At 47.2% G+C, this 25,697-nt stretch carries 22 protein-coding genes; 12 read left to right on the forward strand and 10 right to left on the reverse strand.

Annotated elements, in window-relative coordinates; all coding sequences use genetic code 11:
- From I1H34_RS06235 to phoU, 3 genes are all read right to left on the reverse strand, one after another.
- A complete protein-coding gene (locus I1H34_RS06235; protein WP_212664835.1) occupies positions 1 to 594 on the reverse strand; it encodes a phycobiliprotein lyase in 594 nt (197 codons plus the stop codon).
- A 48-nt stretch (positions 595 to 642) separates the two neighbouring features.
- Positions 643 to 2,955 (reverse strand): ribonuclease R family protein, encoded by a 2,313-nt coding sequence (locus I1H34_RS06240; protein WP_212664836.1) that lies wholly within the window; start codon positions 2,953 to 2,955, stop codon positions 643 to 645.
- A 484-nt stretch (positions 2,956 to 3,439) separates the two neighbouring features.
- Positions 3,440 to 4,111 carry a phosphate signaling complex protein PhoU gene (gene phoU, locus I1H34_RS06245; protein ID WP_212664837.1) on the reverse strand — a complete coding sequence of 224 codons (672 nt, stop codon included), beginning with the start codon at positions 4,109 to 4,111 and terminating at the stop codon, positions 3,440 to 3,442.
- Positions 4,112 to 4,535: 424 nt separating this feature from the next.
- On the opposite strand from phoU, the gene I1H34_RS06250 reads away from it, so the two are divergent.
- Positions 4,536 to 5,219, forward strand: coding sequence for a hypothetical protein (locus I1H34_RS06250; RefSeq protein WP_212664838.1), 684 nt, complete (start codon positions 4,536 to 4,538; stop codon positions 5,217 to 5,219).
- A gap of 132 nt (positions 5,220 to 5,351) precedes the next feature.
- Positions 5,352 to 6,044 carry a CPP1-like family protein gene (locus I1H34_RS06255; protein WP_235107564.1) on the forward strand — a complete coding sequence of 231 codons (693 nt, stop codon included), beginning with the start codon at positions 5,352 to 5,354 and terminating at the stop codon, positions 6,042 to 6,044.
- A gap of 58 nt (positions 6,045 to 6,102) precedes the next feature.
- Here the strand turns inward: I1H34_RS06255 and I1H34_RS06260 are convergent, their stop codons facing one another.
- The 5 genes from I1H34_RS06260 to I1H34_RS06280 form a co-directional block, all read right to left on the reverse strand.
- Positions 6,103 to 6,615 (reverse strand): pentapeptide repeat-containing protein, encoded by a 513-nt coding sequence (locus tag I1H34_RS06260; protein ID WP_235107565.1) that lies wholly within the window; start codon positions 6,613 to 6,615, stop codon positions 6,103 to 6,105.
- Between the two features lie 154 nt (positions 6,616 to 6,769).
- Positions 6,770 to 7,711, reverse strand: a complete 942-nt coding sequence (locus I1H34_RS06265; protein ID WP_212666166.1) for a glycosyltransferase family 2 protein — start codon at positions 7,709 to 7,711, stop codon at positions 6,770 to 6,772.
- Between the two features lie 49 nt (positions 7,712 to 7,760).
- On the reverse strand, positions 7,761 to 8,531 hold the full coding sequence (locus I1H34_RS06270; protein ID WP_212664839.1) for a hypothetical protein: 771 nt from the start codon (positions 8,529 to 8,531) through the stop codon (positions 7,761 to 7,763).
- 71 nt (positions 8,532 to 8,602) lie between these two features.
- Positions 8,603 to 9,259: a Coq4 family protein gene (locus tag I1H34_RS06275; RefSeq protein ID WP_212664840.1), complete on the reverse strand. Its 657-nt coding sequence runs from the start codon at positions 9,257 to 9,259 to the stop codon at positions 8,603 to 8,605.
- A 43-nt stretch (positions 9,260 to 9,302) separates the two neighbouring features.
- Positions 9,303 to 9,599, reverse strand: a complete 297-nt coding sequence (locus tag I1H34_RS06280) for a YiaA/YiaB family inner membrane protein (protein WP_212664841.1) — start codon at positions 9,597 to 9,599, stop codon at positions 9,303 to 9,305.
- Between the two features lie 140 nt (positions 9,600 to 9,739).
- On the opposite strand from I1H34_RS06280, the gene I1H34_RS06285 reads away from it, so the two are divergent.
- From I1H34_RS06285 to I1H34_RS06295, 3 genes are all read left to right on the forward strand, one after another.
- Entirely contained in the window at positions 9,740 to 10,762 is a 1,023-nt protein-coding gene (locus tag I1H34_RS06285; RefSeq protein WP_212664842.1) for a hypothetical protein, read from the forward strand.
- A gap of 215 nt (positions 10,763 to 10,977) precedes the next feature.
- Positions 10,978 to 11,322: a PadR family transcriptional regulator gene (locus I1H34_RS06290; RefSeq protein ID WP_212664843.1), complete on the forward strand. Its 345-nt coding sequence runs from the start codon at positions 10,978 to 10,980 to the stop codon at positions 11,320 to 11,322.
- A gap of 49 nt (positions 11,323 to 11,371) precedes the next feature.
- Positions 11,372 to 14,017, forward strand: coding sequence for a tetratricopeptide repeat protein (locus tag I1H34_RS06295; RefSeq protein ID WP_212664844.1), 2,646 nt, complete (start codon positions 11,372 to 11,374; stop codon positions 14,015 to 14,017).
- 447 nt (positions 14,018 to 14,464) lie between these two features.
- Here I1H34_RS06295 and I1H34_RS06300 read toward each other — a convergent pair whose 3' ends face one another.
- A complete protein-coding gene (locus I1H34_RS06300) occupies positions 14,465 to 14,869 on the reverse strand; it encodes a hypothetical protein (RefSeq protein WP_212664845.1) in 405 nt (134 codons plus the stop codon).
- 632 nt (positions 14,870 to 15,501) lie between these two features.
- Between I1H34_RS06300 and I1H34_RS06305 the strand changes: the two genes are divergently transcribed.
- The 7 genes from I1H34_RS06305 to I1H34_RS06335 all read left to right on the forward strand — a co-directional run bounded on the left by I1H34_RS06305 (position 15,502) and on the right by I1H34_RS06335 (position 22,035).
- On the forward strand, positions 15,502 to 16,710 hold the full coding sequence (locus I1H34_RS06305; RefSeq protein ID WP_212664846.1) for an argininosuccinate synthase: 1,209 nt from the start codon (positions 15,502 to 15,504) through the stop codon (positions 16,708 to 16,710).
- Positions 16,711 to 16,918: 208 nt separating this feature from the next.
- A complete protein-coding gene (locus I1H34_RS06310; RefSeq protein WP_212666167.1) occupies positions 16,919 to 17,716 on the forward strand; it encodes an MlaE family lipid ABC transporter permease subunit in 798 nt (265 codons plus the stop codon).
- A 50-nt stretch (positions 17,717 to 17,766) separates the two neighbouring features.
- Positions 17,767 to 18,153: a DUF3119 family protein gene (locus I1H34_RS06315; protein WP_212664847.1), complete on the forward strand. Its 387-nt coding sequence runs from the start codon at positions 17,767 to 17,769 to the stop codon at positions 18,151 to 18,153.
- 47 nt (positions 18,154 to 18,200) lie between these two features.
- On the forward strand, positions 18,201 to 19,292 hold the full coding sequence (locus I1H34_RS06320; RefSeq protein ID WP_212664848.1) for a DUF3086 domain-containing protein: 1,092 nt from the start codon (positions 18,201 to 18,203) through the stop codon (positions 19,290 to 19,292).
- Between the two features lie 183 nt (positions 19,293 to 19,475).
- A complete protein-coding gene (mreB, locus tag I1H34_RS06325) occupies positions 19,476 to 20,474 on the forward strand; it encodes a rod shape-determining protein (RefSeq protein ID WP_315874870.1) in 999 nt (332 codons plus the stop codon).
- Between the two features lie 70 nt (positions 20,475 to 20,544).
- Complete coding sequence (gene plsY / locus I1H34_RS06330; protein WP_212664850.1) at positions 20,545 to 21,222, forward strand: glycerol-3-phosphate 1-O-acyltransferase PlsY; 678 nt, start codon at positions 20,545 to 20,547, stop codon at positions 21,220 to 21,222.
- A gap of 165 nt (positions 21,223 to 21,387) precedes the next feature.
- Positions 21,388 to 22,035: a DUF6000 family protein gene (locus tag I1H34_RS06335; RefSeq protein WP_212664851.1), complete on the forward strand. Its 648-nt coding sequence runs from the start codon at positions 21,388 to 21,390 to the stop codon at positions 22,033 to 22,035.
- A gap of 704 nt (positions 22,036 to 22,739) precedes the next feature.
- Here the strand turns inward: I1H34_RS06335 and I1H34_RS06340 are convergent.
- Positions 22,740 to 24,683: a DUF11 domain-containing protein gene (locus I1H34_RS06340; RefSeq protein WP_212664852.1), complete on the reverse strand. Its 1,944-nt coding sequence runs from the start codon at positions 24,681 to 24,683 to the stop codon at positions 22,740 to 22,742.
- Positions 24,684 to 25,697 lie beyond the last annotated feature (1,014 nt).

Consider the following 25,697-nt stretch of genomic DNA (forward strand, 5'->3'; position numbering starts at 1 on the left):
TTACCACCCTAACCAAGAGTGGAGGGGCTGCAGTTGGGGCGCCTCCGGCGTGGGGGCAGTGGCCATCTGATCCCTGAGCTTCGATTCCGCACAAAAAGAGGTAGTGTTAAATCCACCAAAGCTTTTGACTGTCGTAGTCCGTAGCCGCAAGTTGGGATTGGCAAACCAAAACCGTTCTTGAGAACTCATAGTGTCATATTCGGTGGTTAAGACTAGGCCGTTTTGAGCATCCACCTGATACTGACCCACGACCGGAACACTCTCGGCATAGCCCCGCTCCCGCAGTAACTGACCGGAGTTATCGCTGCCCTCATGGGGGACCAACACAAATACCGTCGACCCCCGATGGGGATCGTCTTCATCCTGATCCCAGGCCATTGCGCCTCGCCACTGCACAAAACATCCCCCAATGGCCAGGTGCGGCTGAGCATCATGTAACTGGCAGATTTCGATGACTTTGGGGTCATCTGGGGCTAAGACCTGAACCTCGATTTCCGTATTTCCTGACTCGGACCGGCGGAGGAGCAAATGGTGAGTAATGCGATGGGATCGCCACCGGCCTTCGCTGAGTTGGAAAAATTCTAAGGCATTCATGTTAGCGCTTGCTAGATCGAGTGGGGGCTTTCGTGCAATCAGTCGGAGCTATTCCTCCTCAGTTTCATCTGGGAGATCGCTTTCATCGTTACCATTACCATTCACTTTGATGGGGGCTTCGGTCACCTCATCTTCAGGGGCTTCGCTACCGCCACCGACGACAATTAAGTCAATTTGTTGGCGATAGTAATCGACGCTCTTGACCTCGACATCCACGCGATCGCCCAAACGATACTGACAGCGATTTTTGCGGCCAACTAAGGTTTGTTGGCGAGATCGGTATTCATACCAATCATCTTTGAGGGAACTAACATGCACTAACCCTTCAACCATTAGGGTTTCAATGCGCACGAAGAAACCATAAGACTGAATTCCGGTGATAATGCCTTGCAGCACTTCGCCCGTATGGGTTTGCATTTGCTTCGTCTTTTGCAACCCGGTCAGATCTTGACAAGCTTGACGTGCTAGGTCGGCTTGCTCATTCAATTGGGGAATCGCATCCGTAATCAGGGCTTCTAAGTGCCGCTGAGTTTCTGGGGGTAAGACATTCCAGCTAATCTGTCCATGACAAGAGCTATGGCGTAAGTCCACTTTTTCCTTGGCACGGGAGGTTCGTCGATCGCGCCCTTCCGTAAAGACGGCATGCAAAATGCGCTGATTGAGCAAATCGCCATATCGATTCAGGGGAGAGGTGAAGTGGCCATAGTTGTTGACGAGAGCTAAGCCAAAATGGGGCCCTGAAACCGCACTGTACTGGACGGGCTTGAGGGTGGTTTGCAGTAGCTCAAACAGGATGGCTGAGCGTTCTGAAGTCTGAAAGGTCTGGCTAAAGGTTTGGAAATCCTGGGGTTGGACGGTGTCTTCCTGCTGCAAGCTCAATGAAAGTTGAATATTGTCAGATAGCTTGAGCAGATCTTGGAGATCCTGAGCATCGGGTGGGGCTTGAATTTGATAGACCCCTGGAATAGCCAATTCTTGTAGATGCGAAAGAACAAGGTGATTGGCGAGGACTAACAGATCGGCCACGATACTGTGGGCCTGGGCGGGTGGCGCTAAGATGACTGCCCCTAGATCTCCTTCGTCCCCAATGACTTGGGGAGGAGCGGTGGATAGCAATAGATCAAAACCACCGCGTTCATAGCGTTGCTTTTTCAGGGCCTCACTGACCGTCTGAAATAGCTTAATGGCATCTGCGAGGGGCTTATCTTTGCTATCTCCATCCAGAATGTCCTGCACTTGCTCATAGGCCAAGTGTTGATCCACATGAATCACGGAGGGCTGAATTTCGAATTCTAAAACTTCCCCATCGTTATTCAGCGTAACCAATGCAGAAAAGGTGAGGTGATCTTTGTCAGCGGTGAGGGCACCAATACGCTCGATGCAGGTCTCTGGGAAAAGGGGCAGTGCCGTATCACCCAGGAACATGGAGGCACTGCGTTGGCTGGCCTGGCGTTCGATGGAGGAGTCTGCATCGAGGTAATAGACTAAGTCGGTGACATGGACGCCTACTCGCCATTTGTTGCCTCTTAATTTTTCGACGGAAAAGGCATGGTCTAGCTGGGTGGGATTGGGGGTGCGATCGCAAATCGTAAACGTTGGCACCTTAAGCAGATTCACCCGCTTTTTCTGATCGGCTTTTCGCAGCTTTTTCGGGAGCGCTTCAGCCTCTTCTAAAACATCTTCAGGAAAAGAACGAGGCAAATCGTACTTACAAAAGACTAGCTCTGTATCAGCCGCTGATTGGGCATCACTGCCTAGGACCTGAGTGACCCGGCCTAGGGGGGAAAGCTGTCCTAGAGGGTAGCGAACAATCTCCACATGCACCAGCTGATCAATGGCCGCTTCTAAGTCGGGGCCATCTGCTTCTTGGTGGAGAGCAAGTTCAAATAAAAGGCGATCATCGAGGGGAACAGCTCGATATTCCCCCGCTTCTGTTTTTTTGACCCTGGCAATGACGGATGGGTTAGAGCGTTCCAGAATGAGTCGGACTTCACCTTCAGGACTGCGGCGGCGGCGTCCTTCCTTGGTGACTTTGACGAGGACACGATCACCATTCCAAGCCGTATTGAGCTGGCTCTCTCGAATATAAATATCTTCTGTATCGTCTTGATCTTGAATGGCGAAACAAAAGCCTTTACTGGAGCAGCGAAGTTTGCCCTCGACAACCCCTTCTTCTGGAAGACGCTTATATTTACCCCGTTCTTTGGTGAGGATACCGACTTTCTCCAGGGCTTCTAAGGTGATTTGCAATTGTCTGATGCCATCAGAAGCCTGGCAATCTAATTTCTTTTCTAAAGCTTTTGGAGCGAGTAACTTATCATCTGCAAAGTTGTTCAGCAGAGTACTAATCGAAAATTCCATGCAACTTTTAGTCCTTCATTGTGGCTAGGGCCCGGCTTCAACTCAGTGCCAATCTTGTTTATCGTTCTAGCCATAACACCAGGAGCATCTGTTCTCCTGGAGGGAATAGCTTGAGAAGATTTAGCATGATCTAAACCGCTTAGGTCACCAATGCTCATGCCCACCAAAAAAATCTCAGCTCATGGCCCTTTAAGCAATGGTCTAGCAAACTTAAGGGGATAGAGAATGCTGTTTAGAAAAGGATTAGGTTTTGTAATGAACCTGGATCCGTTTTTTGCGATGGCAGCATTGACTCTGAGACGTTGACGGAACTGCAGCAAAACAGTTAGAGCATCGAGTGCTTGAGTGTAAAAACCGGAAGCGCCCTATGAACATTGTATGCCTTATTGATCGTTCCTCACAGTGGAACAACTGTCAAACGAAATTTGTCAATGCGTTCCTGATACCAAGCTTCAATTTTTAAAGATTTAGAAAATTCGGATCCTTACCGCTTTCCGGTAACAATAAAAGCCACTCTTTGGCCAATATTCGTGGAATGATCGGCCATCCTTTCTAAGGATCGAATCACTAACATCGACAGGAGCAAAGGTTCCGTCGAACCCGAGTTAGATTGGCTGGCTAGGACCTCGTATAAATTGTCGTAGCAGTCATCAACGGCATCGTCTTCGACTTTGACTTGGAGTCCAACTTCAGCATCGAGTTGGGTTAAGGCCGATAAACTCAGGGCTAACATGCTTTGGCAGAGCTCCGACATATGCTCGATCTCGGGCATGTAAGTGGCGACTGGATAAGGAAATAACTTAACGGCAACTTCGCCAATGTCTTCAGCATAATCCCCAATCCGCTCTAAATCACGAATGAGCTGCATCAGAGTGCCGATCAGCCTTAAGTCACTGGCAACTGGGGACTGCAACGCGATGAGCTGCAGGCACTGCACTTCTATTTGTCTATAAAACTGATCAATTTGCTTGTCTTGCTTAGCGAGGGTATCTACCACCGATAAATCACGCCCAAACAGAGCAGTGTGGGCAAAACGACAAGATTGCTCCACTAATGCCCCCATTCGTAAGACATCACCTTGGATAACTTGTACTTGTCGCTCAAAATGACTGCGAATCGGTTTTGTCACACCAGGCGAAGAGGATTGAATTAACATTTCTTTATTATTTACTGATTCAAAACGTCGATGGTGATCTTGTGATTTAAATTTATTGTTTTAAAGTTACCCAGCTTTTAAAATTCAGCGTCCAATTGAAGATGGCTGATAGGAGATAGATAATTCGGGCTTTTGGCAAGCCACATCTGATTATCCTTTAAAGTATAGGAAATCAGAAGTTGTATAAGTCAACGCTAGGTTAAACAGGGTGAAGACATCTACCCACTCAGCTATCTTCAACGTTGAGGTTGATGGACGATCCAAAAATAGAGTCTAAACAAAATTTGAAAATTTTTTAGTAGTTCAAAATACACTCTGGTCATTAATGCAGGCTATCAGGGCTTGAAAAATTTAGTGAGACGCAATTTTGCGGATCATGCTAACGTTAGGCTCGTCAGTCGAGATGATTGCTGGGAGGCAGTTGATGTACTCGCAGTTCCGGTCTCAATATCCAACGGGGAGTCTCACCTCTGAGTTACTGAAGGCCGAGCCAGACCACTACATTGTTCGTGCCTTGATTCAAGTAGGGGACACAACCTTAGCAACAGGACTGTCATCTGCATCGACGATAGAAGAGGCAGAAGACCATGCCCGAGCCCGGGCTTTAGTGGTTTTGGGTATAGAAGCAGCGACTTTTGAAACCCAGGCTCATTTAATGGGTGAACGGGATCCAGCACGTCTGCAGCCTGCATCTTTATCAGAAGACCTGCAGGCCCTTGCGAATCGGGCCCTTGATGCGGCACCTGAGTGGGATGAGCCCGGCCTGCAAATGCAAGACCTGCAGGCCCCAGATATTGTGGAAGAAGAAGCGCCACCTCGCCGATCGGCAGCTCGGCGACAGAAATCGAAGACGACTACTTCAAAACGCAAAGCTCCTCGATCTCCTGTAGTCGATACCGCCGCCCTAGGCTCACCCCTAGATCTGTCGGATATCATTGCTCAAACCGATGTGGAGCTGAAGCGCCTGGGATGGACGAGCACCCAAGGACGGCGGCATTTGCAGCAAACCTATAACAAGCTTTCCCGCCAACATTTGACGGATCAGGAATTGCTGGAATTCCTAGATTTTTTGCAATCCCAAGCCAATGTTGATGAAGCCCCCTTCTAAACCTGAAATGTTAAGTTTTCACATCAAATTCCCAGATTGCACCCCCAGAGTTAGAAGAGAATCTGAAAGTTGTGTGCAAGAGTAAATTAAGCGTATTAGGGTGTAGAAGTGAATCTTTATTGTTAGATTCTTATGAGAGCGTTTTTTAACGTTCCCGATATAACCCAGAATGTGAGTCGGCAAGAGTTTAGGGCAATGGAAGAAAAACGCATGAGCGAGCAAAACCCTTATGAAATCCTGGAAGTTGCTGAAAACGCATCTTTTGAAGATATCCAAAATGCCCGAGATCGCATCATTGCCAAGAATCAGGAAGACGAAAAATGCCGACAAACCGCAGAAGCGGCCTATGATTCTGTCCTGATGGACCGCTTGCGTAAGCGTCAAGAAGGCAAGATTAAGGTGCCTGAAGGCATTCGCTTTGCCGAACGCTTGGCGGAGAAAAAGACCCCGAAGCTTAGCATGCCCCAACTGAGCCCATCGCCCAACTGGCTGCAGCAATCGATTGATCAGCCCGACATGCAAGAGATCACCATTGTCGGGGCTTGCTATACGGCCCTGGCTGGGTTTGCTCTTTTGTCCCAATCGGTAGATACCCTGGCTTTTCTGTTAGCCCTAGGGGTTGGCTTTAGTCTCTACTGGCTGAACCGTAAAGAACAGAAATTGGGACGGGCACTACTGTTAACCTTGGCTGGGATTGGTGTAGGTGCCCTGATCGGCTCTGCCCTCTTACAAACAGGATTACAAACCGATCCGGTGCAGCCTCAAGCTATTTTGAGTTGTGTGATCTTCGTGATGCTGTGGCTGGTGGATAGCTTCCTCAGATAATAGATTCTCAGGGATGGCTAGTACCGATAGATCCGTTAATCCTACGACCCCTGATCCTTTAGGCTTGCTCTAAACTGACGATGCGCCCGTCGGGAAAGATGGTTTCGTTTAAGATGGCTTCTTCTAGGGCCTGAGTTTTAACCTGTGCACCTGATAAATCAGCCCCGGTGAAATCGGCTTCTCGCAAGTCTGCTTCCCGTAAATCTGCATCTCTTAAATTGGCCCCTCGCAAGACCGCACGGGCGAGGACGGCGCGTTTAAGGTTTGCACCCCTGAGGTCAGCCCCAGAGAAATCAGAATTTGTTAGGAGGGCATCCCTTAGATCGGCGTCCTTTAAATTAGCGCCAGTTAAGTCTCCAGCAATCAACCCTGCGGCTTTAAGGTTGGCTTGGCAAAAAGATGTGCCAATAAATGTGGCTCCGTGCAATACGCTATGGCTCATGTTGGCACTCGCAAAGGAAGCATGGTTCAAATCTTGGAGGCTCAGATTGCAGGCCTCTAGATCCATCTTGTTGAAGGACCGGTGGCCTTGGGCATATCGCTGCAAAATATCAGTATCAGAGACAGACATAGCTGATAGGTCGCTCAGGTGTATATGTTCAGCATGCCCGCTTTGATCGACTCGATCATCAGTGGTGAAATGCTGGGGGTTACATCTGTCTGAGCGATGAGCTGTCCTATTGATGCTTTGGCTGACGTGGGGGCTAACTTAGGCTTGCCGAGCATCAGCCTTGAACACCCGTATCGATTTCTCTAAGCTGGGTATAGGCTAGGTGAGTGCTTTGCACCTGATACCCGTTAAGGAAGATACGGGTGATACCGAGGGCCGTTGGGGAGTGATGGTGGTGGATCAAAAATTGCAAGAGCGGTGTGAGAGATCGTTCATTTAATTGGCCATTAATGGTTAGCAGTCTCCAGAGCAAACGATGCCAAATAGTTAGCTGGACCATCATTTTGACGTGAAGAGTGGGGTGCTTGAGGTAAAACTTAGCCCCCATTCGCCCCCGCTGCCGTTCCTGTTCGATTAACTGGGGCAGTTGATCAAGGCGAAAGGGGGGATGCCAGTGATAACCGACTGCTTTGGGTGCTTTGACTAGTTGGAGATTGAGCTGTTGGAGCCGTACGCCTAACTCCAAATCTTCCCAGCCATATTGCTGAAAGCTAGGGTCAAAGCCTCCGGCCTCTTCTAGCCAACGCCGAGCAATGGCAACATTTCCGGTGGCGAAATAGGCGGCTGAATAGTCTGAAAGTTTGTAGGGGGTCGATGTTGGATCCGCGAAGTTGCAAGTTTGAATAACGCGGCCATAGGTGAACAGTCGATGATGCCCCAACCGTTGTTGCGCCGACTCTAGCGCCTCAGCATGGGATTGTAAGAAGGAATCTGTGACGACTAAATCGCTATCAATAAACACGATGGTATCGCCTTGGGCCATTTGGAGACCCAGATTGCGGGCGGCAGCTGGACCTTGGTGAGACTGGCAATAATATCGCAGATCAAGGAGGGACTGAGTGTGGAGCCAAGCCACTGTATCGTCTGTAGAGCCATCATCCACCACAATCACTTCATAGGTATGAGGGGATGTTAAAGCCTGCTGGGAGAGGGCTGCCAAGCATTTTTGCAAAATGGGCAGGCGATTGTAGGTGGGGATGATAACGCTAAAGAACAAGCTGTGATGTATTGGGCTACTGGTGTTTAGGATAGCTTGCTGGGCTAGATTAAGCCGTTTTGACAAAGCGGATGAGCTCCCGGACTTGATTGAGGAATTGTGCGTCTTCACTGAGGTTTGCGATCGCATTCTCCGCATCACTCGCTAACTGCTGATGCTCCACCTGATTATTGACTTTGAAGGTTTCCAGGGCCGTCATCACCCGATTGAGATCCTGGCGGATAGATTCCCATTGTCGCTGCTGGTCACTGATCCAAGAGGTTGGATCCTCTAAATTGAGACGCTGGGTCAGACTCTCAGTCAGCTTTTCCTGCATGGCGATGCGGCCCCGCAACTCCAACACATCTTCGCGGGGATAGCTGCACTGGCGCTGAATCATCGATAGACGCTTGGCGAGAAAAGAGTAGGCTCGAATGCTAGGGCGTAACACCGTCAAAAGTAGCGCCGCGAGGGAGCCCAGATAGCCAAGGGCGCTAATATTCCACCAGGCTAGGGCAAAGAGACCGCCTGCAGAGACGCCATGCAGGGCCAAAGCAACCCATAAGCTGCGGCGACCGACCATCATGGCATATTGGCGCTGTTCTGAATCAATGTGAATCCCTTTTTCTAAAGAAAGATTGATTTCTGCCACCACTTCACGGGCTTGAAAATGGACGTTCCAGGGAACGGTGGTAATGGTCACTAACCACCCAAAAATGGCGAGACTCATAATCCAATCCACGAACTGAATGGTAGCAATATCCACCCAGCTGACGGCACCATACCCAGCCAGAATAATTAATGCGAGAAAGGCTAATAAACCGAAGGCGATATATCTCATAGTCTTGCGCTCCTTAAATCTTGATGTAATCCATAGAGCAGTCCAGGGCTAGGGATGGACTGCCTGAGATTTCAGCTTGTGATGCCCAGCTCTTGTTGCCATTGCTGGAGTGGCTTTTCCCATTGTTCTTCCCACTTCTGGGACAGCAGCGGCTGAGCGCGAAGTCCTCGCTGGTATCCCTGGGAAATCGTTGGCAGTAGGGTCGCTAGGGAATCAGGCGTTTTTAACAGGGCTTTGAGTAAGCCAAAGGTGAGCAAGACCAAGGCCATTGGGCGGCGAGTTTGGGCGAGTTCAAAGGCTTTGAGTCCCAACTCTCCAGCCACATCCGTGCCGAACCTAGTAATCAGGTGCCAAATATCGTGGGTTTGTCGGAGTCGGAGGAGGATGTAGCTGGCATCGTCTTGAACTGCGATCGCACGATAAAACTCAGGATCAAATCCAGCGTCCGTCAGGGTCGATGCATAGCAATAACCTAGAGAATCTTGGGGATATTGCAACAAGGCTTCTAGATCTGGCGAAGGGGCAATATAACGGTCTTTCACTAATTCGGCAGTACTGGCATGGGTCTTAATAAAGTCCACCGCCAGCTCCATGGCTTGGGTACCATAGAGTCCATCTTCAATGTCATAGACCGATTCGGTATTACTGGGATTGCGGAGGAGTGAAAAAACACCTTTACCAATGTTGAGGGCGTTGCGAGAAGTAGCGAGGGGGTGAGCCAGAAGCATTTTTTGAGTCCTTAAAGAATGGTTTGAAGGGAGTTTGATGGGGCTAGGCCACTTTGTTATAGGGGTCATATTCCGCCAGCATTTTTTCGACCTTGGCTTCATCGAGGCGGCTAATCACCCGCTTCGACTCTTCCACATCGCGAATAGTTTTGGACAAGCTAATTGTGGAGCCGATGGAAAATAAGGTGCCCATGCCTAAGTAACCCTTCATCCAGGTATTGACGGGCATATAGATAATGCCAATGCCAGTTGCGGCGATGGAAACGGTGAAGGAAATCCAGGTTTGGGCAATCCAGGCGCTGGTGTGGGCTGTAGGGGTGGTGTACTTCTTGTCAGTCATGATGGCCTCCGTTGGGCTTTGTTTGATTAATTGCATTCTGGCTTCTGCTCTGGTGAGGCCACAATGACTGCTGCGTAGTTCTTTGAAGCAATATCAGTGCCAAGAACTATACTGAAGTAGGGTGAAGTGAGGTGAAGTAGTTGAATACTGAAGACCTAGATCAGTGGTGGTCTCCTGAACAACAGCAGCAAACCGTAGCGAAATTGATTCAGCGGGTGGGGTTAACGCGGGTCCGGGCAGAAAGTTTCGTGCGTCTATGGATTTATGCCTTAGTCCAGGAGCAGTTAGCAGAAAATTCCCGTTTGCGACCACCCCTAACCGAGCTAGCATTACCTACCAAGCCAGTTATGTGCACCCATCGACAAGCAGCAGAGCTGTTCTACTTTGATAAGGATCAAGGCAGCGATCGTGCTGCCGGGATGATGGTGGATAAGCTTGCAGCACTCGGTCTGATTCAGAAGCAGTTTGATGGCAATACCACCTGGATCGAAATTCAGCCGATGCCAGAAGGTTGGGATACTTCAGAAGAGACCATCGATCTGAAAACCGATGACTTTGACCCCCGCTGTGATGCGATTCCAGTGGCTAATTTGTTGGCCCGCAACTATAACTGGATGAACCAGAACTCCGAGACAGCGCCACATCGAATTACGCTGAAGCTTCGGCAATGGGCGCAGCAATATGGAACAGGTATGAGAGTGTTGCGGCAGGTCAATACCCTCAATCCAGTGGGCTTTTATTTGCTATATCCCACGGATAGTGAATCTGATGTTAATTTCTTTTCGGCACCCAGTAAGGGCCTACATCTAAGTACGCTGACAGAAGTGGATCCGTTTCAAATGGCAACGCCGGGTGATCCAAACTGTGTGTCGGTTTATATTCGGAGCTGGATGATTGACCCGCTTTATTGGGACCGCTATCAAATTCCGTTTCTGATCGATACCCAGGAAATGTTGCGACGCATGCAACAGGATTTTCCCAATCTCTGTGATATGCACACATTGGTGATTCACCCCCTCTACGAAAAGATGGGGGCGATGTTGGGGTTTCAGAAGACGAGCCTTGATACAACAAGTTCGATGTATTGGATGTACCGACCTCTGGATCGGTTTTTAGCTTTGGATTTGCAGAGTCTACAAAACAATCCGGACACGAGCAAATAGAGTGCTTAATCGCTTAATACAGAAAGGTTTTTACTCTTTCTTTGCATTGAAGCTGAGTGCAATTAAGCTGGCACTGCTTGCTTGTCAATGCCAAATTTGGGTGCCTTATAGGATGAATTGCCACCAATTCCTGAGAAATATATTAGAATAACGTTAGCTATTATAAAAACATATAGTATTTGAAAAAATTAGACTTCGAGTGGTCGAAGAAACTAATGGCAAAACAGCGCAAAGATAAAGCAGAAAAAGACAAGCCTGTGCGGTTGTCTGCAATCGATGAAGATATCCTCACGGTTCTTTTAGGACGAGAGTTCTATGGCTTAGAAATTTTGGATGAACTGAATCAGGGCAGGCCGATCACACTAAGCTTTGGTAGTTTGTATCCGGCCCTAAACCGTCTGGAGAAGAAGGGTCTGATTTCCTGGCGATGGGGGGATGAGGTGGATGACTCTGGCGGTGCCCGGCGCAAGTATTACAAGGTGACAGGGTTGGGGGCCAATACCCTCAATGGCGTTCAGCAATATCGGTTAATGTTGGCTCAGCGATCGGGGCAGGGATAGTTTGCCTAGGGGTGGTTTGGACATGAAAAACATATGTGAACAGAGAAAGATGCTTAGGAGATTCTGGTTAAAGCGAGGGTTGTTAACTGCTGGGGGAGTTATTGCGCTTAGCTTTTCCGTTCTTCGCATATATGCGTTTCAGAATCAGTGGAAGCAACATTCTACATATCAAGAGCAAATTGAACGTCAGGAAGAGCTATCGCGACTTTCTTCACGCTTTCAAGAACTTAGAATTAAAGGATTGCTAGAGGAGGTTAATCTTGGGGATTATCAGCATATGCAGGAGATGTTTCAGCAAGCGCTCCAGCAAGTAGAAAAAATTGATGACCCAAGTTCCAAATCCGATGCCCTGAGAGCGATTGCAGCCGCCTATGGTCAAATCAATGACCCCAAACTCGTCCAGGAAGGATTAAAACATACCCTAATCGTCGCCGAAAAAATTGATGACCCATATTCAAAAGTCGATGTCCTGAGCGCGATTGCAGCCGCCTATGGTCAAATCAATGACCCGAAACTCGCCCAGGAAGGATTAAAACATACCCTAACCGTCACCGAAAAAATTGATGACCCAAGTTCCCAATCCGATGTCCTGAGCGCGATTGCAGCCGCCTATGGTCAAATCAATGACCCGAAACTCGTCCAGGAAGGATTAAAACATACCCTAATCGTCACCGAAAAAATTGATGACCCATATTCAAAAGTCGATGTCCTGAGCGCGATTGCAGCCGCCTATGGTCAAATCAATGACCCGAAACTCGCCCAGGAAGGATTAAAACATACCCTAACCGTCACCGAAAAAATTGATGACCCAAGTTCCCAATCCGATGTCCTGAGCGCGATTGCAGCCGCCTATGGTCAAATCAATGACCCGAAACTCGTCCAGGAAGGATTAAAACATACCCTAATCGTCGCCGAAAATTTTGATGACTCGTATTCCCAATCCTCTACCCTGAGCGCGATCATAGCCGCCTATGGTCAAATCAATGACCCGAAACTCGTCCAGGAAGGATTAAAACATACCCTAATCGTCGCCGAAAAAATTGATGACCCAAGTTCCCAATCCTCTACCCTGAGCGCGATTATAGCCGCCTATGGTCAAATCAATGACCCCAAACTCGCCCATGAAGGCTTGAAAAATGCCCTAACCGTCGCCGAAAAAATTGATAACCCAAGTATCAAATCCGATGCCCTGAGAGCGATTGCAGCCGCCTATGGTCAAATCAATGACCCGAAACTCGCCCAGGAAGTCTTGAAAAATGCCCTAACCGTCGCCGAAAAAATTGACAACCTAAGTTCCCAATCCTCTACCCTGAGCGCGATTATAGCCGCCTATGGTCAAATCAATGACCCCAAACTCGCCCATGAAGGCTTGAAAAATGCCCTAACCGTCGCCGAAAAAATTGATAACCCAAGTATCAAATCCGATGCCCTGAGAGCGATTGCAGCCGCCTATAGTCAAATCAATGACCCGAAACTCGCCCAGGAAGTCTTGAAAAATGCTCTAACCGTCGCCGAAAAAATTGATAACCCAAGTATCAAATCCGATGCCCTGAGAGCGATTGCAGCCACCTATGGTCAAATCAATGACCCGAAACTCGCCCAGGAAGTCTTGAAAAATGCTCTAACCGTCGCCGAAAAAATTGATAACCCAAGTTCCAAATCCGATGTCCTGAGCGCGATTGCAGCCGCCTATGGTCAAATCAATGACCCCAAACTCGCCCAGGAAGTCTTGAAAAATGCCCTAACCGTCGCCGAAAAAATTGATAACCCAAGTTCCCAAACCTTTGCCCTGAGCATGATTGCAGCCGCCTATGGTCAAATCAATGACCCGAAACTCGCCCATGAAGGATTAAAAAATGCCCTAGCCGTCGCTGAAAAAATTGATAACCCAAGTTACAAATCCTCTTCCCTGAGCATGATTACAGCTGCTTATGGTCAAATCAATGACCCGAAACTCGTCCATGAAGGCTTGAAAAATGCCCTAGCTGTCGCCGAAAAAATTGATAACCTGTATTCCAAATCCGATGCCCTGAGAGCGATTACAGCCGCATATGGTCAAATCAATGACCCGAAACTCACCCAGGAAGGCTTGAAAAATGCCCTAGCCGTCGCCGAAAAAATTGATAACCCAAGTATCAAATCCGATGCCCTGATCACGATTACAGCTGCCTATGGTCAAATCAATGACCCGAAACTCGCCCATGAAGGCTTGAAAAATGCCCTAACCGTTGCCGAAAAAATTGATGATCCATGTTACAAATCTTATACTCTGAGAGCGATTGCAGCCGCATTTGCTCAAATCAATGACCCCAAAATTGCACAGGCGATTCTGCAGCAAACACGCCAAAAATTAGAAATCATTGTTGCTTCCCGCATCACAACAACACATCTGCAATGGGAATTGATCTATCTACTCATCCCGACCGTTTCAGCAGGTATCTTCTTACTTGTTCTTCTCAAATCCCGTAGTCCACTCAATATCTCATTAACAGGACAACTTATTGTTGTTTTCCCAGAAGAGTATGTAGCAAATCTAGTTCTACTCAAAAAACGAATGCAAAGTGAGCAACGACCCAGTTGGTATATCCAACTGCGTATGGTGCAGGAAGTATTGGAATTAATTTTAGCTAACTATATCCAGATTCCTTTAGATAATCTAGGATTGCCATCAATAAGGCGAAAAATCGACAAATAAAAACACCTGAAGAATCTCATAATGTTTGAAATAGGAATTATCAGTAATGTTTAATGAAAAGCCAAACGAAGAAATAAAAAAGCCAGCATTTAGCTTGTAAATTAGCTTGTCAGAAGACTTGACTCGCTGGTTGATAGGCAGTCTGATTGCCATTACTCGTTCAAGTATTGTGTAGATTACTCAATCTCCTCCCAGCTCAGTAAACCCTTCCTCACTGCAACCGAAAGCACAACAAACTCAGCAATAGGGATCGTGCCTTATTTTCATGAAACAGCTTTAAGCGTTTGATACTTGGGACCAAGCTCCCATAGCAATATCAATCCGACCTTTAACCCTGCATAACAGGAATTCCGTTTGGCAGGGGAATAAGCGATATAGGATTTGCTAAAGAAATTTGTAGCTTATTCGGACAACGCTCTCAGAGGTAGTCAGTGTAAGCAGATCCTCTTATGCTGCATTTAGCACTTTTCTAGAGGTTTCCATCCAATTCACTAAGACTTCAAATTCTTTGTGAGCGAGTTGCTGATCGTGATGATCGCGTTCTTGAAAGGCAAACTCAAGATCTTCATGTTCAAATCTAACCTTGGTCGTGGTCCCCACTAAGCGCTCATAAAGCCACTGGCTACAGATTTGCCAATTATCTCGATTAACTTCAATGTTTAGCAGACTACTGCTTCTATCTTCTTGAGAAAAGCATCCTACTTTGCCAGCCTGACTAGGCAACTGAGCAGAGGTTACAACGGCATTCTGACGTTCCAGATCCATCGCTAGATGAGCCAGGAAATCGATCATTGTGTCATCTGTTGATTGATCATCTTGCACTGAAATCTGAAACTCGATTAAGTTAATCATAAAATTTACTTCTGAGGATGTTTAAGGAGTATCTATAAATCGAGGCAGCAAGAGATGCTGATTGATTCTATTTTTTTGTCAATCTTATTGATCTGCTAAATCTGGCTCAATGAGAGTTGATGATGCTGTATCTAAATTTTCTGAACTACTGTCAGCAAGTTCAGGAAAACCTCTGTGCATCAGTATTTTTGTGTGTTCAACTTCAACAACGCTTCATCTCTATATCCTTAATCTAAGCAAGAAACATGAGATATCAATGATGTTTATCTGAGCAATTTATTAGAGTTTGCTGAGATTTTCGCGAGATTTATATAAGAAAAATGAGAATTATGTAGTGTTCAGAGAAAATAAATAATCAATATTTTAGAAGCTTGAATTTACGACGATTGGATTTTTCCTCAGAAGATTTTAGAAGCGCTTCTTGATATGGCCAAAATCTCATTCGTTTTGTAAATAGAAATTATGACAACACTTTTTCAGCATCTTCACGAGAATGGACACTTCTCGGAACTAACCATTTCCTCCCCTCCAGTACATCACGAATTTGCGTCATTGATTACTGATGTTTGGTAGCAATCTGACCTTTAACCCTGCATAATAGGGAACGCAGTTTTGCAGGAACAAAAGCGATCATGGGGCGCGCCAAAAAAGTTGTATTGGCTTATTCAGGGGGGGTTGATACCTCCGTGTGTATTCCGTATCTCAAGCATGAGTGGGGCGTTGAAGAAGTCATCACCCTTGCTGCTGATTTAGGCCAAGGGGATGAACTAGAACCCATTCGCCAGAAAGCATTAGATGCTGGTGCTGCTCAATCGTTGATTGCTGATGCCACCCAAAGCTTTATTGCCGACTATGCCTTTCCCGGCATTCAGGCTAATGCTCTCTACGAAAATCGATATCCTCTATCGACTGCACTAGCCCGACCCTTAATTGCCAAACTGCTGGTGGAAGCTGCTGAGGCCCACGGAGCCGATGCTGTTGCCCATGGCTGTACGGGCAAAGGCAATGATCAGGTGCGGTTTGATGTGTCTATTACTGCTCTTAATCCCGACATCAAAGTTTTAGCTCCTGCCCGCGAATGGGGCATGAGTCGGGAAGAAACCATTGCCTACGGGGAAAAGTATGGGGTGCAGTCCCCCGTCAAGAAATCCTCTCCCTACAGCATTGATCGCAACTTATTGGGGCGAAGCGTGGAAGCAGGCCCCTTGGAAGATCCCTGGGTGGAGCCTTTGGAAGAGGTTTATGATCTAACCAAGGCGATTGTTGATACCCCCGATCAGCCTGAGTATATTGATATTGACTTCGCTCAGGGCATTCCCACCCAGCTCAATGGACAAGCCCTCAGTCCTGTAGCCCTAGTCGAACAGCTTAATCAAGTGGTGGGCAATCATGGGGTAGGCCGCATTGATATGGTGGAAAATCGCTTGGTCGGCATTAAGTCCCGCGAAATTTATGAAGCCCCCGCCTTATTGGTGTTGATCCAGGCTCACCGAGAATTAGAGAGCCTTGCCCTGACGGCAGATGTGACCCAGTACAAGCGAGGGATTGAAGAAACCTATAGCCAACTGGTCTATAACGGCCTCTGGTATAGTCCCCTCAAAGATGCCCTGGATGCCTTTATTCAGCAAACTCAAAAACAGGTTACAGGTACGGTACGGGTCAAGCTATTTAAGGGATCTGCAATGGTAGTGGGACGACAATCACCTCACTCTCTATATACACCTGACTTGGCGACCTATGGGTCTCAAGATACCTTTGATCACAAGGCTGCGGAAGGGTTTATCTATGTTTGGGGACTTCCCACACGAGTTTGGTCACAGCAGCAGCGGTCTGGCAGTTAAAACGGTTGATTCGTTTTATCGTCCAAAAATTAGGCAATCAGGACTTTCTGGGTTTTATCGGGATGGCCAGTGCCACAATCTCCATCGCCAAAGTAGTATGTTGTTGGTGGTTTATCGCCCATTACTCGTTTAGCGATGAGACAGTATGATTGATATCCTCCAAACCCTGCCTTTTGATCACCATCGCAGCAGTAAAGTTTAGGTGTTTGTGAAATCCTTACTGGCCTGGACGGGATTCAATATTTGGAGCCGTCGCTTGCTCGCAGCCATCTTTTTAGGCGGGCAGGTAATCGTCCACTTACTCAGAGGCAAAATTCATCGCCGCAATACCATTGAGCAGATGGCGATTGTCGGACCGGAGTCTTTGCTGGTTGCCCTATTGACCGCTAGCTTTGTGGGTATGGTGTTTACCATTCAAGTCGCTGGAGAGTTTATTGCCTTTGGCCTAGTGCAAACCGTGGGGGGAGTGTTGGCCCTTGCTCTTACCCGAGAATTGGCCCCGGTGCTGACAGCCGTAATTATTACAGGGCGGGTTTGCTCTGCTTTTGCCGCTGAAATTGGCACGATGCGTGTCACGGAACAAATCGATGCCCTACAAATGCTGGATACTGATCCGGTTGATTTTTTAGTGGTACCTCGGCTCTTGGCCTGTACCTTGATGCTACCGATTTTGACCCTGATTTCTTTAGTGGCGGGGGTGACTGGTGGCATGGTAGTGGCATCTGTTCTCTATGGCATTCCCTATAGTGTCTTCTTAGATTCAGTCCATAGCTTTTTGGGGGTCTGGGATATTTGGAACTCCATGATTAAAGCTGTTATTTTTGGCGGGATTATTGCCATCGTTGGATCTAGTTGGGGGTTAACGACCTATGGGGGAGCAAAAGGGGTGGGACAATCCACCACAGCTGCGGTGGTGACGGCCCTTGTGATGGTGTTTATGACCAACTTTTTCTTGTCTTGGGTGATGTTCCAAGGGTCAGGTGGAACTGCTCTACAAAACTTGTGAAGCAGAACCCCTTAGAATGGAAAACAGTTTGCTCACCCTATGAACGTGCAATGGCTGTTTCTCAGGTTTCTAATACACAATCGACGGTCGTTTTGACGCCCCGCTATTGGGTGCCGATCGGAGTTGCGATCGCAGGTACAATCCTAACCTTCCTCACCCCCTGGGCTGGTGTTCCTATCATCCTATTAGGTTGTTTTCTGGGTTTTCAGGCCGCCACTGTGAAAGTCCAATTTACAGCCACAGCTTTTGAGCTGTACCGAGGCGAAAAACAGCTGCGCCAGTTTCCCTTTGCCGAGTGGCAAGACTGGCTGATTTTGGTTCCCCCCATTCCTATCTTGTTCTTTTTTAAAGAGGTCAAGAGTATTCACTTCATGCCTATGCTCTTTGATGCCCGAGCGCTATTGACCTGTCTAGAAGAGCGATGCCCCAGATCTTAAGGTATCCTGCTCAACGACCATTATTTTACTGATTCAAGTGGATTAACGTGACTGATTCTTCCGGTATCGCCAACAACACCCCTTCTGTAGAACAACTTCAAAAAGACGCTCAGACCCTCCGGGCGGAAATCGCTGAACTGCGGGGAACGAAAGCCAAGCTCCTCGAACAGCAGCTCTCAGCGACCCAAACAGCCCTAGAACGATTTGCCAACGACCACCTCAAAACATTAGAAGAGCGGAAGCAAACCCTCCAAATTGCGGTTGATCAGCTAGAGCGTCGCCAAGAACGGGTCCAGGCGGAAATGCGCCAAAGTTTTGCGGGAGTGTCTCAAGATTTAGCGATTCGGATCCACGGCTTTCATGACTATCTCGTGACCAGTTTGCAAGATCTGGTGATCGCAGCCGAAAAACTAGAGCTGGCCCCCAAGGAAGCACCCAAACCAAAAGCACCGGCTCAAGCACCGCCTGCTCCTCGCCCTGAACCAGCAGCAGAACAGCGCCCGCCGCGGTCTGCTCCTCCTCGACAGTCCCGCCCGCCTCAACAGCGGTCTGCTCCTCCTCAACGGTCTGGCCCTCAATTTGCGACTCAGGAATTTGCGGACGAAACGCGGCAGATTCGCCAGATTCTGGATCAATACCGCACCAATCCCAATTACTACGGTCCCCCTTGGCAGTTGCGCCGGACCTTTGAGCCCATTCATGCAGAGCGGGTAGCCAGCTGGTTTTTTACCTTTGGAGGCCGCGGGGCCTTGCGGACCTTAAGTAGCCGTCTGCAAAATATTTTGGTGGCCTCTGCTACGATCTCGATTTTGCGCCAGCTGTATGGCAACGGCGTCCGCACCTTGATTCTGGCGAATTCCCCTGAACGACTAGGAGATTGGCGACGGGGTCTACAGGACTGTTTGGGCATTGATCGGTCTGATTTTGGTCCAGAGCGAGGTTTGGTTTTGTTTGAATCTCCTGATGCCCTGGCTCAAAAAGCGGATCGGCTCGTCAAGGAACAACAGCTACCCTTAATTTTGATTGATGATGCGGAAGAGGAAGTCAGTTTATCGATTCTGCAATTTCCTCTCTGGTTAGCCTTTGCGCCAGAACCGCAGCTTCGCAAAGAACGAGCCACGTTCGATTGGTTTGAATAGAGATCCTGAATAATTCGCTGTGGTGGGAAAAAGACCGCTAGACTAAGCAAGGAATTGAGTGATCACACAAGGGTTTAACCTGACATTTCTTTAGACAAGATCGGGGACTTTATCTGCATTAAAGATATTTAGGTGTCTAGGAGGTATTAGGAGTTGGGTCCGTTAAATCATCTATCCCACGGCATTGGCATTGATTTGGGCACTGCAAACACCCTCATCTTTCTCAGCGATCAAGGTATTGTACTGCGAGAACCCTCTGTGGTTGCTCTCGATCACACCAATCGAACTTTGCTGGCGATTGGCAGCGAGGCTGAAGCGATGATGCGCCGCAATCCCGCTAGCATTGATGTCAATCGTCCCCTTTCAGATGGGGTGATTGTAGGGTTTGATACGGCTCGGTTGATGCTCAAGCATTTTATTCAACAGGTACAGAAGGGACAAACCTTGCTGTACCCTCGGGTGATTATTAGTAGTCCTGTTGGATCCACCAGTATTGAAAAGCGGGCCTTGTCAGAAGTCGCTGCTCAAGCGGGTGCTCGGGAAGTGTACCTGATTGATGAACCCGTTGCTGCGGCTATCGGTGCCGATTTGCCTGTGGAAGAACCCATTGGCAATATGGTGGTGGATATTGGCGGCGGCACTACGGAAATTGCCATTGTGAGCTACATGGGAACAGTAGTAACGGAATCGCTGCGGGTAGCAGGCAACAAGTTTGACGATATTATTTGTCGCCATGTCAAAAAGAACCATGATCTGTTGATCGGAGAAAGAACGGCTGAAACCGTGAAGATGAAGATTGGCACGGTCTATCCCAATCCTGAATATGATGAGACAACTTTAGAGGTCTCTGGTTTGCGGTTATTGTCGGGGTTACCCGGCAGTGTGGTTTTGCAGGGAGCGGAAATTCGGGAGGCGTTATCGGAGTCTCTGGCCCGCATTATTTCTGCCATTAAACGAGTCCTAGAAAAGATCCCCCCGGAGTTGGCGGCAGACCTGATTGATCGAGGCATTGTGATTACGGGTGGTGGAGCGAAACTGAGAGGACTGGATGCGCTGATCAGCTATGAGACGGGCTTAGTGGTCCATGTTCCGCCTGATCCTCTCAGTTGTGTAGCCTTAGGTACGGGTAAGGTTTTGGAAAATTTCAAAACCTTAGAACGGGTGTTGCAAAAACGTCTCTAAGCCCTGTAGCCTTAGCTGCTAGACGTGGAACAATAGGGATTAAGTGCGCGTTTAGGACGTTTGGTTTCCCATGGCTATCTGGCTACTTTGTAACGGTGTATTGTTAATCGTTGCCTACTTTTTAGGTTCTTTTCCCACGGGCTATTTGCTGGGGAAGGCTCTCCAAGGTATCGATATTCGTGAGTATGGATCGAAATCCACAGGAGCCACGAATGTTTTGAGGACGTTAGGCAAGGGACCAGGCTTAGCCACGTTAGCGGTTGATATCTGCAAAGGAGCGGGAGCTGTGGCACTCATACGCTGGGCCTATGGGAATCCTACGTTTTTGACTCAAGCCCCAGAGGCGACCAATCTTGGCCTCTGGCTGTCACTATTCGTGATTATGGCTGGGCTGATGGCGATTTTGGGCCATAGTAAATCTATCTGGCTGAACTTTTCGGGTGGTAAGTCAGTGGCGACTGGGTTAGGGGTGCTATTGGTGATGAGCTGGACGGTGGGTCTGGCAGCTTTGGGGATTTTTGCTTTGGTGGTATCCCTGTCACGGATTGTATCGCTGAGTTCTATTAGTGCAGCAGTTGCTCTACCGGTCCTGATGTTTGTCGCCAAAGAACCCTTGGCCTATGTGCTTTTTGGTATCACGGCAGGTGTCTATGTGATATGGCGGCATTGGGCAAATATCCAACGCTTATTAGCAGGGACTGAACCCCGTTTAGGTCAGAAAAAAGCAGTGTCTACTGATGCTACATAACCTGAAACTCCTAAACTTGATGGTCTTGTTAATTCTCATCTGTTAGATAGTTCTTCAATAGCAATCTTATAGGCTAATGAATAACGACAATCGAATTATGTTATTGATTAACGCGTTTGATTAATTCTCGCTTTCCTGATTTAGTCCTATTGGTCAGTTTTATATATGGATGAAGAGTCCAAACAACAACTGGAAATGCATGTTTCTGGGGCGACAGTGGTTCATGCTGGACCTTACTCTAATCTTGAAATTCCGGTTGTAATGTCCAATCCAGATCAAAATTTTTTCGAAATGTGGATTAATCCATTTTGTCTGACCAACATCAATAATAGGTTCGAAGAATTTCAACAGTCCTATTCAACAATACGTAGTCAGATCGATCCTATTCTCATTAGTAAGCTTCTCACATACTTCAATTGGCGTTCGCGCAAAGTAGGCTCATACTTCGCAGCTATTGAAAACTCAAAGAGGCATTGCCAGCATATCGGCAGATTACTCCTACGTTCCGATGTCTGTTACGCAGGTCAGGCCCATGCACTTGCTCTTGCACGATTCAATACAGACAATTCAATTTCATATTTGTGTAACTATCTGAACCATTATCTGCAACATCCAGAACTTCAATTCGATCAAGGTGCGGTTTTTGGAGCTGTTGTCTACTTAGATACCAAAAACGGCACGAACATAGCAGATAAGTACATCGATCAGTGGGACAAATTTTCAAGGGATAACTCAGAATTAAAAATGAATTGTATAGATGGTGTGAATAGACTGATGGGATCTATTAGGGATTTGTCAAGTCATCCTATGTAAGATTCGGCTCATCTTAGAGTAAAATCGATTCACATCAACAATTATGAAAATTCCTTCTCTTTGCTTGTCTAATAAAGTGTATCTATCGTAAAAAAATTTTCTTTTTCCTCCAAAACTTCTCCAGAGTTCAGTATTAGTTTTTCGGTTTGAAGCATGGATTTTAATGTCTGGTATAGTCAGTTCATTGAGACTGGGTCCATCAAACCACTACACTTTGGTATGTCTAGAAGAGAGCTTGAGGAAATTTTAGGCCCACCAGATGACAAAGGAGGAACTTCTAGAAAACATAGAACTCCTTCAATTTATAAGTATAGGGATTTGGAATTCTTTTTTGAACATTGGCAACAGGGTGGTTTGAGAGCTCTTTATCGAGAAGATAGTACTGGTCATTGTGACTTGCATATCTGTCAAGACGATAGACAAGACAAACTAATGTGAAAGATGAAATTTTAGTCTGGATGAATTTGTATAAAGTCTTAGATATTGTATTTAGGTAACCCCCATTCGGGTTAATGACAGAGTTGCAAGAGATCGCAGATTTCTCATCAAACGCTGGATACCCATTATCATTGCAAAAGAAGATTAATCGCGATTAACCCACATCTGATGAATTCTTTCGCGCTGAGACAGGCAACTATCAAGCCCTCATAAGGTTGGGCTTAGCATCACTGGCCGTTAGTCAGAAACTTTAGCCAGAGTCCTTCCTACTCATCCACTGTGGTGCGAAAGCGGAATAACCCATAGGAATTATTGGGGGCTCCGGCTCCAGTTGAGTTGGGGAGATTCGGTAGATTGGGCATACCTGTTCCCGTATTGCCCGTTAAATTGAGGACAAACGTTCCGTTTCCATTGGGGCCTGGCAAGTTACACTCACTCGGTATCGCTGCATTGGGAGCGACAAACTGGGCGCGATCACTACTGTCATCCGCTGCGGTTAACGGTATGACTGCACTTGTTCCTAGCTGGAATTCTGCATCTCCGCTGGCGGTAAATGGAATGGGTTTAAAGGTTTGGAATGGCTGTATGCGATCGCAGATGGTTACCTCAAACGCAGGCCGCCCCCCAGCATTGAGAAAGTAAATCGTATATTCAATTTCATCCCCAGGTCTTACCAGGCCGCCACTGAAAGCACCATTTAAATAATTACTGGGCCAGCCAGCCTCGTTATCGTTAGTGGTGACATCATCAACAAACTGATTCAACACCGTATTGTCATTGGGATTAATAGTCCGGTTGCCATTGATCGCCGTGATACGTTTGACGAGAACCAGCTTTGGAGGAGGCTGGAGGGTTGTTGTCTTGGTAATGGACAAGGTTTTGTTATTGGTCGGATCCACTCGCTGATCCATAAAAGATATGGCTTGAATCTCTGTGATATCAGTAGTACTTGCACCTGCTAGGGGCGTAACCCGCAAGATAAAACTTTGAGTTTGATTAGGGTTTAGAATCCCCGTATCTAGCTGGCCATCACCATCTGTATCCGTTAGGGTATTACCGCTGGCATCTAGTAACTGGACCGTATAGTTCGCATTGGTGCCAACGGGGTTGAGGTTGATAATGTCCGTGGTTAGAAATTCATTGGTGACAGTGAAAGGATGATCGACAGCTACACCAATCGTTGTTGATAGAGTCGTATCCGGAGTAATCGTAAAATCACCCGCCCGAGTCGGTGGTTCGTTAAAGAGTACTAAACGGTCCCCCGTTCCCGTATTTGCCTCCACAATCATTTGGTTGTTTCTGGATAAATTATTGACCCGCAGACCCCATAATCCAGCTTCAGAAAGGGTTAACCCGGCAATGGTATCGCCTCCAGTATTGAGCGTTCCGCTGTTATTCCAGCGGCCGTTGCCAGAGTTAGTGCCAGGAATCGTGGACCCATTGGGACGGGTGTAGGTCAACGTCCCGTTGCCATCAATGTCAAAGTTGCGGAGAAATAGACTCCCGGTCCCAGGTCCTACTAGAAAGTAAAACGGAATGGTCAAGCTTCCACTCTCATTATGTTGAGCGGTGCCCTGATATTGTCCGACTAAGCCCTGGGAGTTAGGGGGTAAGCTAGGGACATCTGGAATTCTGATTCTAAAGCTATTGTCATCGTTATTGAGAGCAGTGGTGTTGTCGCCAAAGATTGGGCCAGCACCGGTTTCACTAGTGATTTGGTAAGTACCAGCAGTACTGATCGTAAAATTAACCGTGGTATTATTCCCACTGCCATCCACGGATGGATTGACGGTTTGAGTTTGTAAAACCGTATTCCCGTCGGCTGTCCGGAGTTGGAATCGAGTTGGGTCACTGGTTCCCGAAACTTCATCTATAAAACCAGGACCTGCGACACTTTCTGCATCTTCAATGCTGACTGTGACACTTCCTCCCAATGCAGCCAGCATTTCGGGCGTGATATCGACGACAAATCGATGAATTCTATCGGTACTGGTGGTGGCTGCACCATTGCAAGCCCCTCCCCCACTGCTGCCATTCGTGGTATACCAATCTCCAATATTTGCACAGCGCAGCGGGCCACTCGTTTGAAGCTGCAAGTCACTGTTAGCGGGAAGTGTGGCGGCTATAGCTTTTGGAGTGGCAGTTGTCCAAGTCAATAGGGACAGTCCCAGCCATAAAGCATATCTAAATTGTTGTCGTCTCTTGTTCATAGTTAAAAGAGATGGTGTTGTCCTTGAAATGGAAGCCTAGGTGCCTGTAGGCCGAAGACCATAGCTATCCAATCCCAAAGCTTGAGCAGATAATTCTGGGCAGCAGAAACTAAGGCTGAAAAGCCTTTAGAGTCAAAGTCATATTTATCTAGCAGTACGCTAGATTGAAAAATTTAGATTTATAAAATCAACGAACAAAACAGACTGTTTTGCTCACACCCCTCTGTTACATAATTTTTGATGTCTTGCGAACAACAGTTATTATTATTCGCTTGTCATGTTTTTCTGTAACTACTCTTAGTATGCTCAATATTTATGATTTCTAAATCACAGAAAATACTGATTTTACTAGGATCGCAAATAATTCTTTTGACTGTGCATAGCAAATACATTGAGCGATGCCATCCCAGAAAATACGGATTTCTTGAGATGTAATCACGCTACTCGGCCAGTCCGCAACAAGGAATATACGGATTTAGAGACGGTTCTTCAGTTGAAGGAGGTTTCGCTTATGGCATCGAACTCTGATGTAGCGGAGCAAACCGTTCTAACTTGAGGGATAAAGACAGAACAATTTATAGAGAGAGACCTAAAGCGTTACTCATACAGAGGGACAGATACGCTCTGCCTGACTCTCTAACAGTATGACCAGGGCTTGTATACAAACATGTTTTATTTACGATTTAAATCTGTATATCTTTGAGCACTAGATCTAAAAATTGGTGATTACAAATAAAAACATAGAAGAATCGACTAGACAGGGTGACTCCAAGAAATAGGAGCTGAGCGTAACTTTCCCAATGATGGGTATTAATACTGACGAAGATAGGGTGTAGTGTGTGGCCATCTACTACATTGAAAGTGCTCAAAAGAGATGAATCTACCCCGAATGGAGATGGCTTTGTATGGGTTATTGCTATTCGGGATAAGCGGACACCCGTCATTTCTTGCCTAGCCTAAAACCTATCGTCTGTCGTCGTCAGACCTTAAACATGGAATCCCGACTAGAAAGAC

The sequence above is a fragment of the Acaryochloris marina S15 genome (assembly GCF_018336915.1).
In the GTDB taxonomy this organism is placed as follows: domain Bacteria; phylum Cyanobacteriota; class Cyanobacteriia; order Thermosynechococcales; family Thermosynechococcaceae; genus Acaryochloris; species Acaryochloris marina_A.

Coding starts and splice junctions, on each gene's coding strand:
- I1H34_RS06250 (WP_212664838.1), top strand. CDS start 4,536: ATGTACTCGCAGTTCCGGTCTCAATATCCAACGGGGAGTCTCACCTCT.
- I1H34_RS06305 (WP_212664846.1), top strand. CDS start 15,502: ATGGGGCGCGCCAAAAAAGTTGTATTGGCTTATTCAGGGGGGGTTGAT.
- phoU (WP_212664837.1), bottom strand. CDS start 4,111: ATGTTAATTCAATCCTCTTCGCCTGGTGTGACAAAACCGATTCGCAGT.
- I1H34_RS06275 (WP_212664840.1), bottom strand. CDS start 9,259: ATGCTTCTGGCTCACCCCCTCGCTACTTCTCGCAACGCCCTCAACATT.
- I1H34_RS06235 (WP_212664835.1), bottom strand. CDS start 594: ATGAATGCCTTAGAATTTTTCCAACTCAGCGAAGGCCGGTGGCGATCC.
- I1H34_RS06240 (WP_212664836.1), bottom strand. CDS start 2,955: ATGGAATTTTCGATTAGTACTCTGCTGAACAACTTTGCAGATGATAAG.
- I1H34_RS06255 (WP_235107564.1), top strand. CDS start 5,352: ATGAGAGCGTTTTTTAACGTTCCCGATATAACCCAGAATGTGAGTCGG.
- I1H34_RS06315 (WP_212664847.1), top strand. CDS start 17,767: ATGGCTGTTTCTCAGGTTTCTAATACACAATCGACGGTCGTTTTGACG.
- I1H34_RS06335 (WP_212664851.1), top strand. CDS start 21,388: ATGGATGAAGAGTCCAAACAACAACTGGAAATGCATGTTTCTGGGGCG.
- I1H34_RS06280 (WP_212664841.1), bottom strand. CDS start 9,599: ATGACTGACAAGAAGTACACCACCCCTACAGCCCACACCAGCGCCTGG.
- I1H34_RS06340 (WP_212664852.1), bottom strand. CDS start 24,683: ATGAACAAGAGACGACAACAATTTAGATATGCTTTATGGCTGGGACTG.
- I1H34_RS06295 (WP_212664844.1), top strand. CDS start 11,372: ATGCTTAGGAGATTCTGGTTAAAGCGAGGGTTGTTAACTGCTGGGGGA.
- I1H34_RS06290 (WP_212664843.1), top strand. CDS start 10,978: ATGGCAAAACAGCGCAAAGATAAAGCAGAAAAAGACAAGCCTGTGCGG.
- I1H34_RS06300 (WP_212664845.1), bottom strand. CDS start 14,869: ATGATTAACTTAATCGAGTTTCAGATTTCAGTGCAAGATGATCAATCA.
- I1H34_RS06260 (WP_235107565.1), bottom strand. CDS start 6,615: ATGTCTGTCTCTGATACTGATATTTTGCAGCGATATGCCCAAGGCCAC.
- plsY (WP_212664850.1), top strand. CDS start 20,545: ATGGCTATCTGGCTACTTTGTAACGGTGTATTGTTAATCGTTGCCTAC.
- I1H34_RS06270 (WP_212664839.1), bottom strand. CDS start 8,531: ATGAGATATATCGCCTTCGGTTTATTAGCCTTTCTCGCATTAATTATT.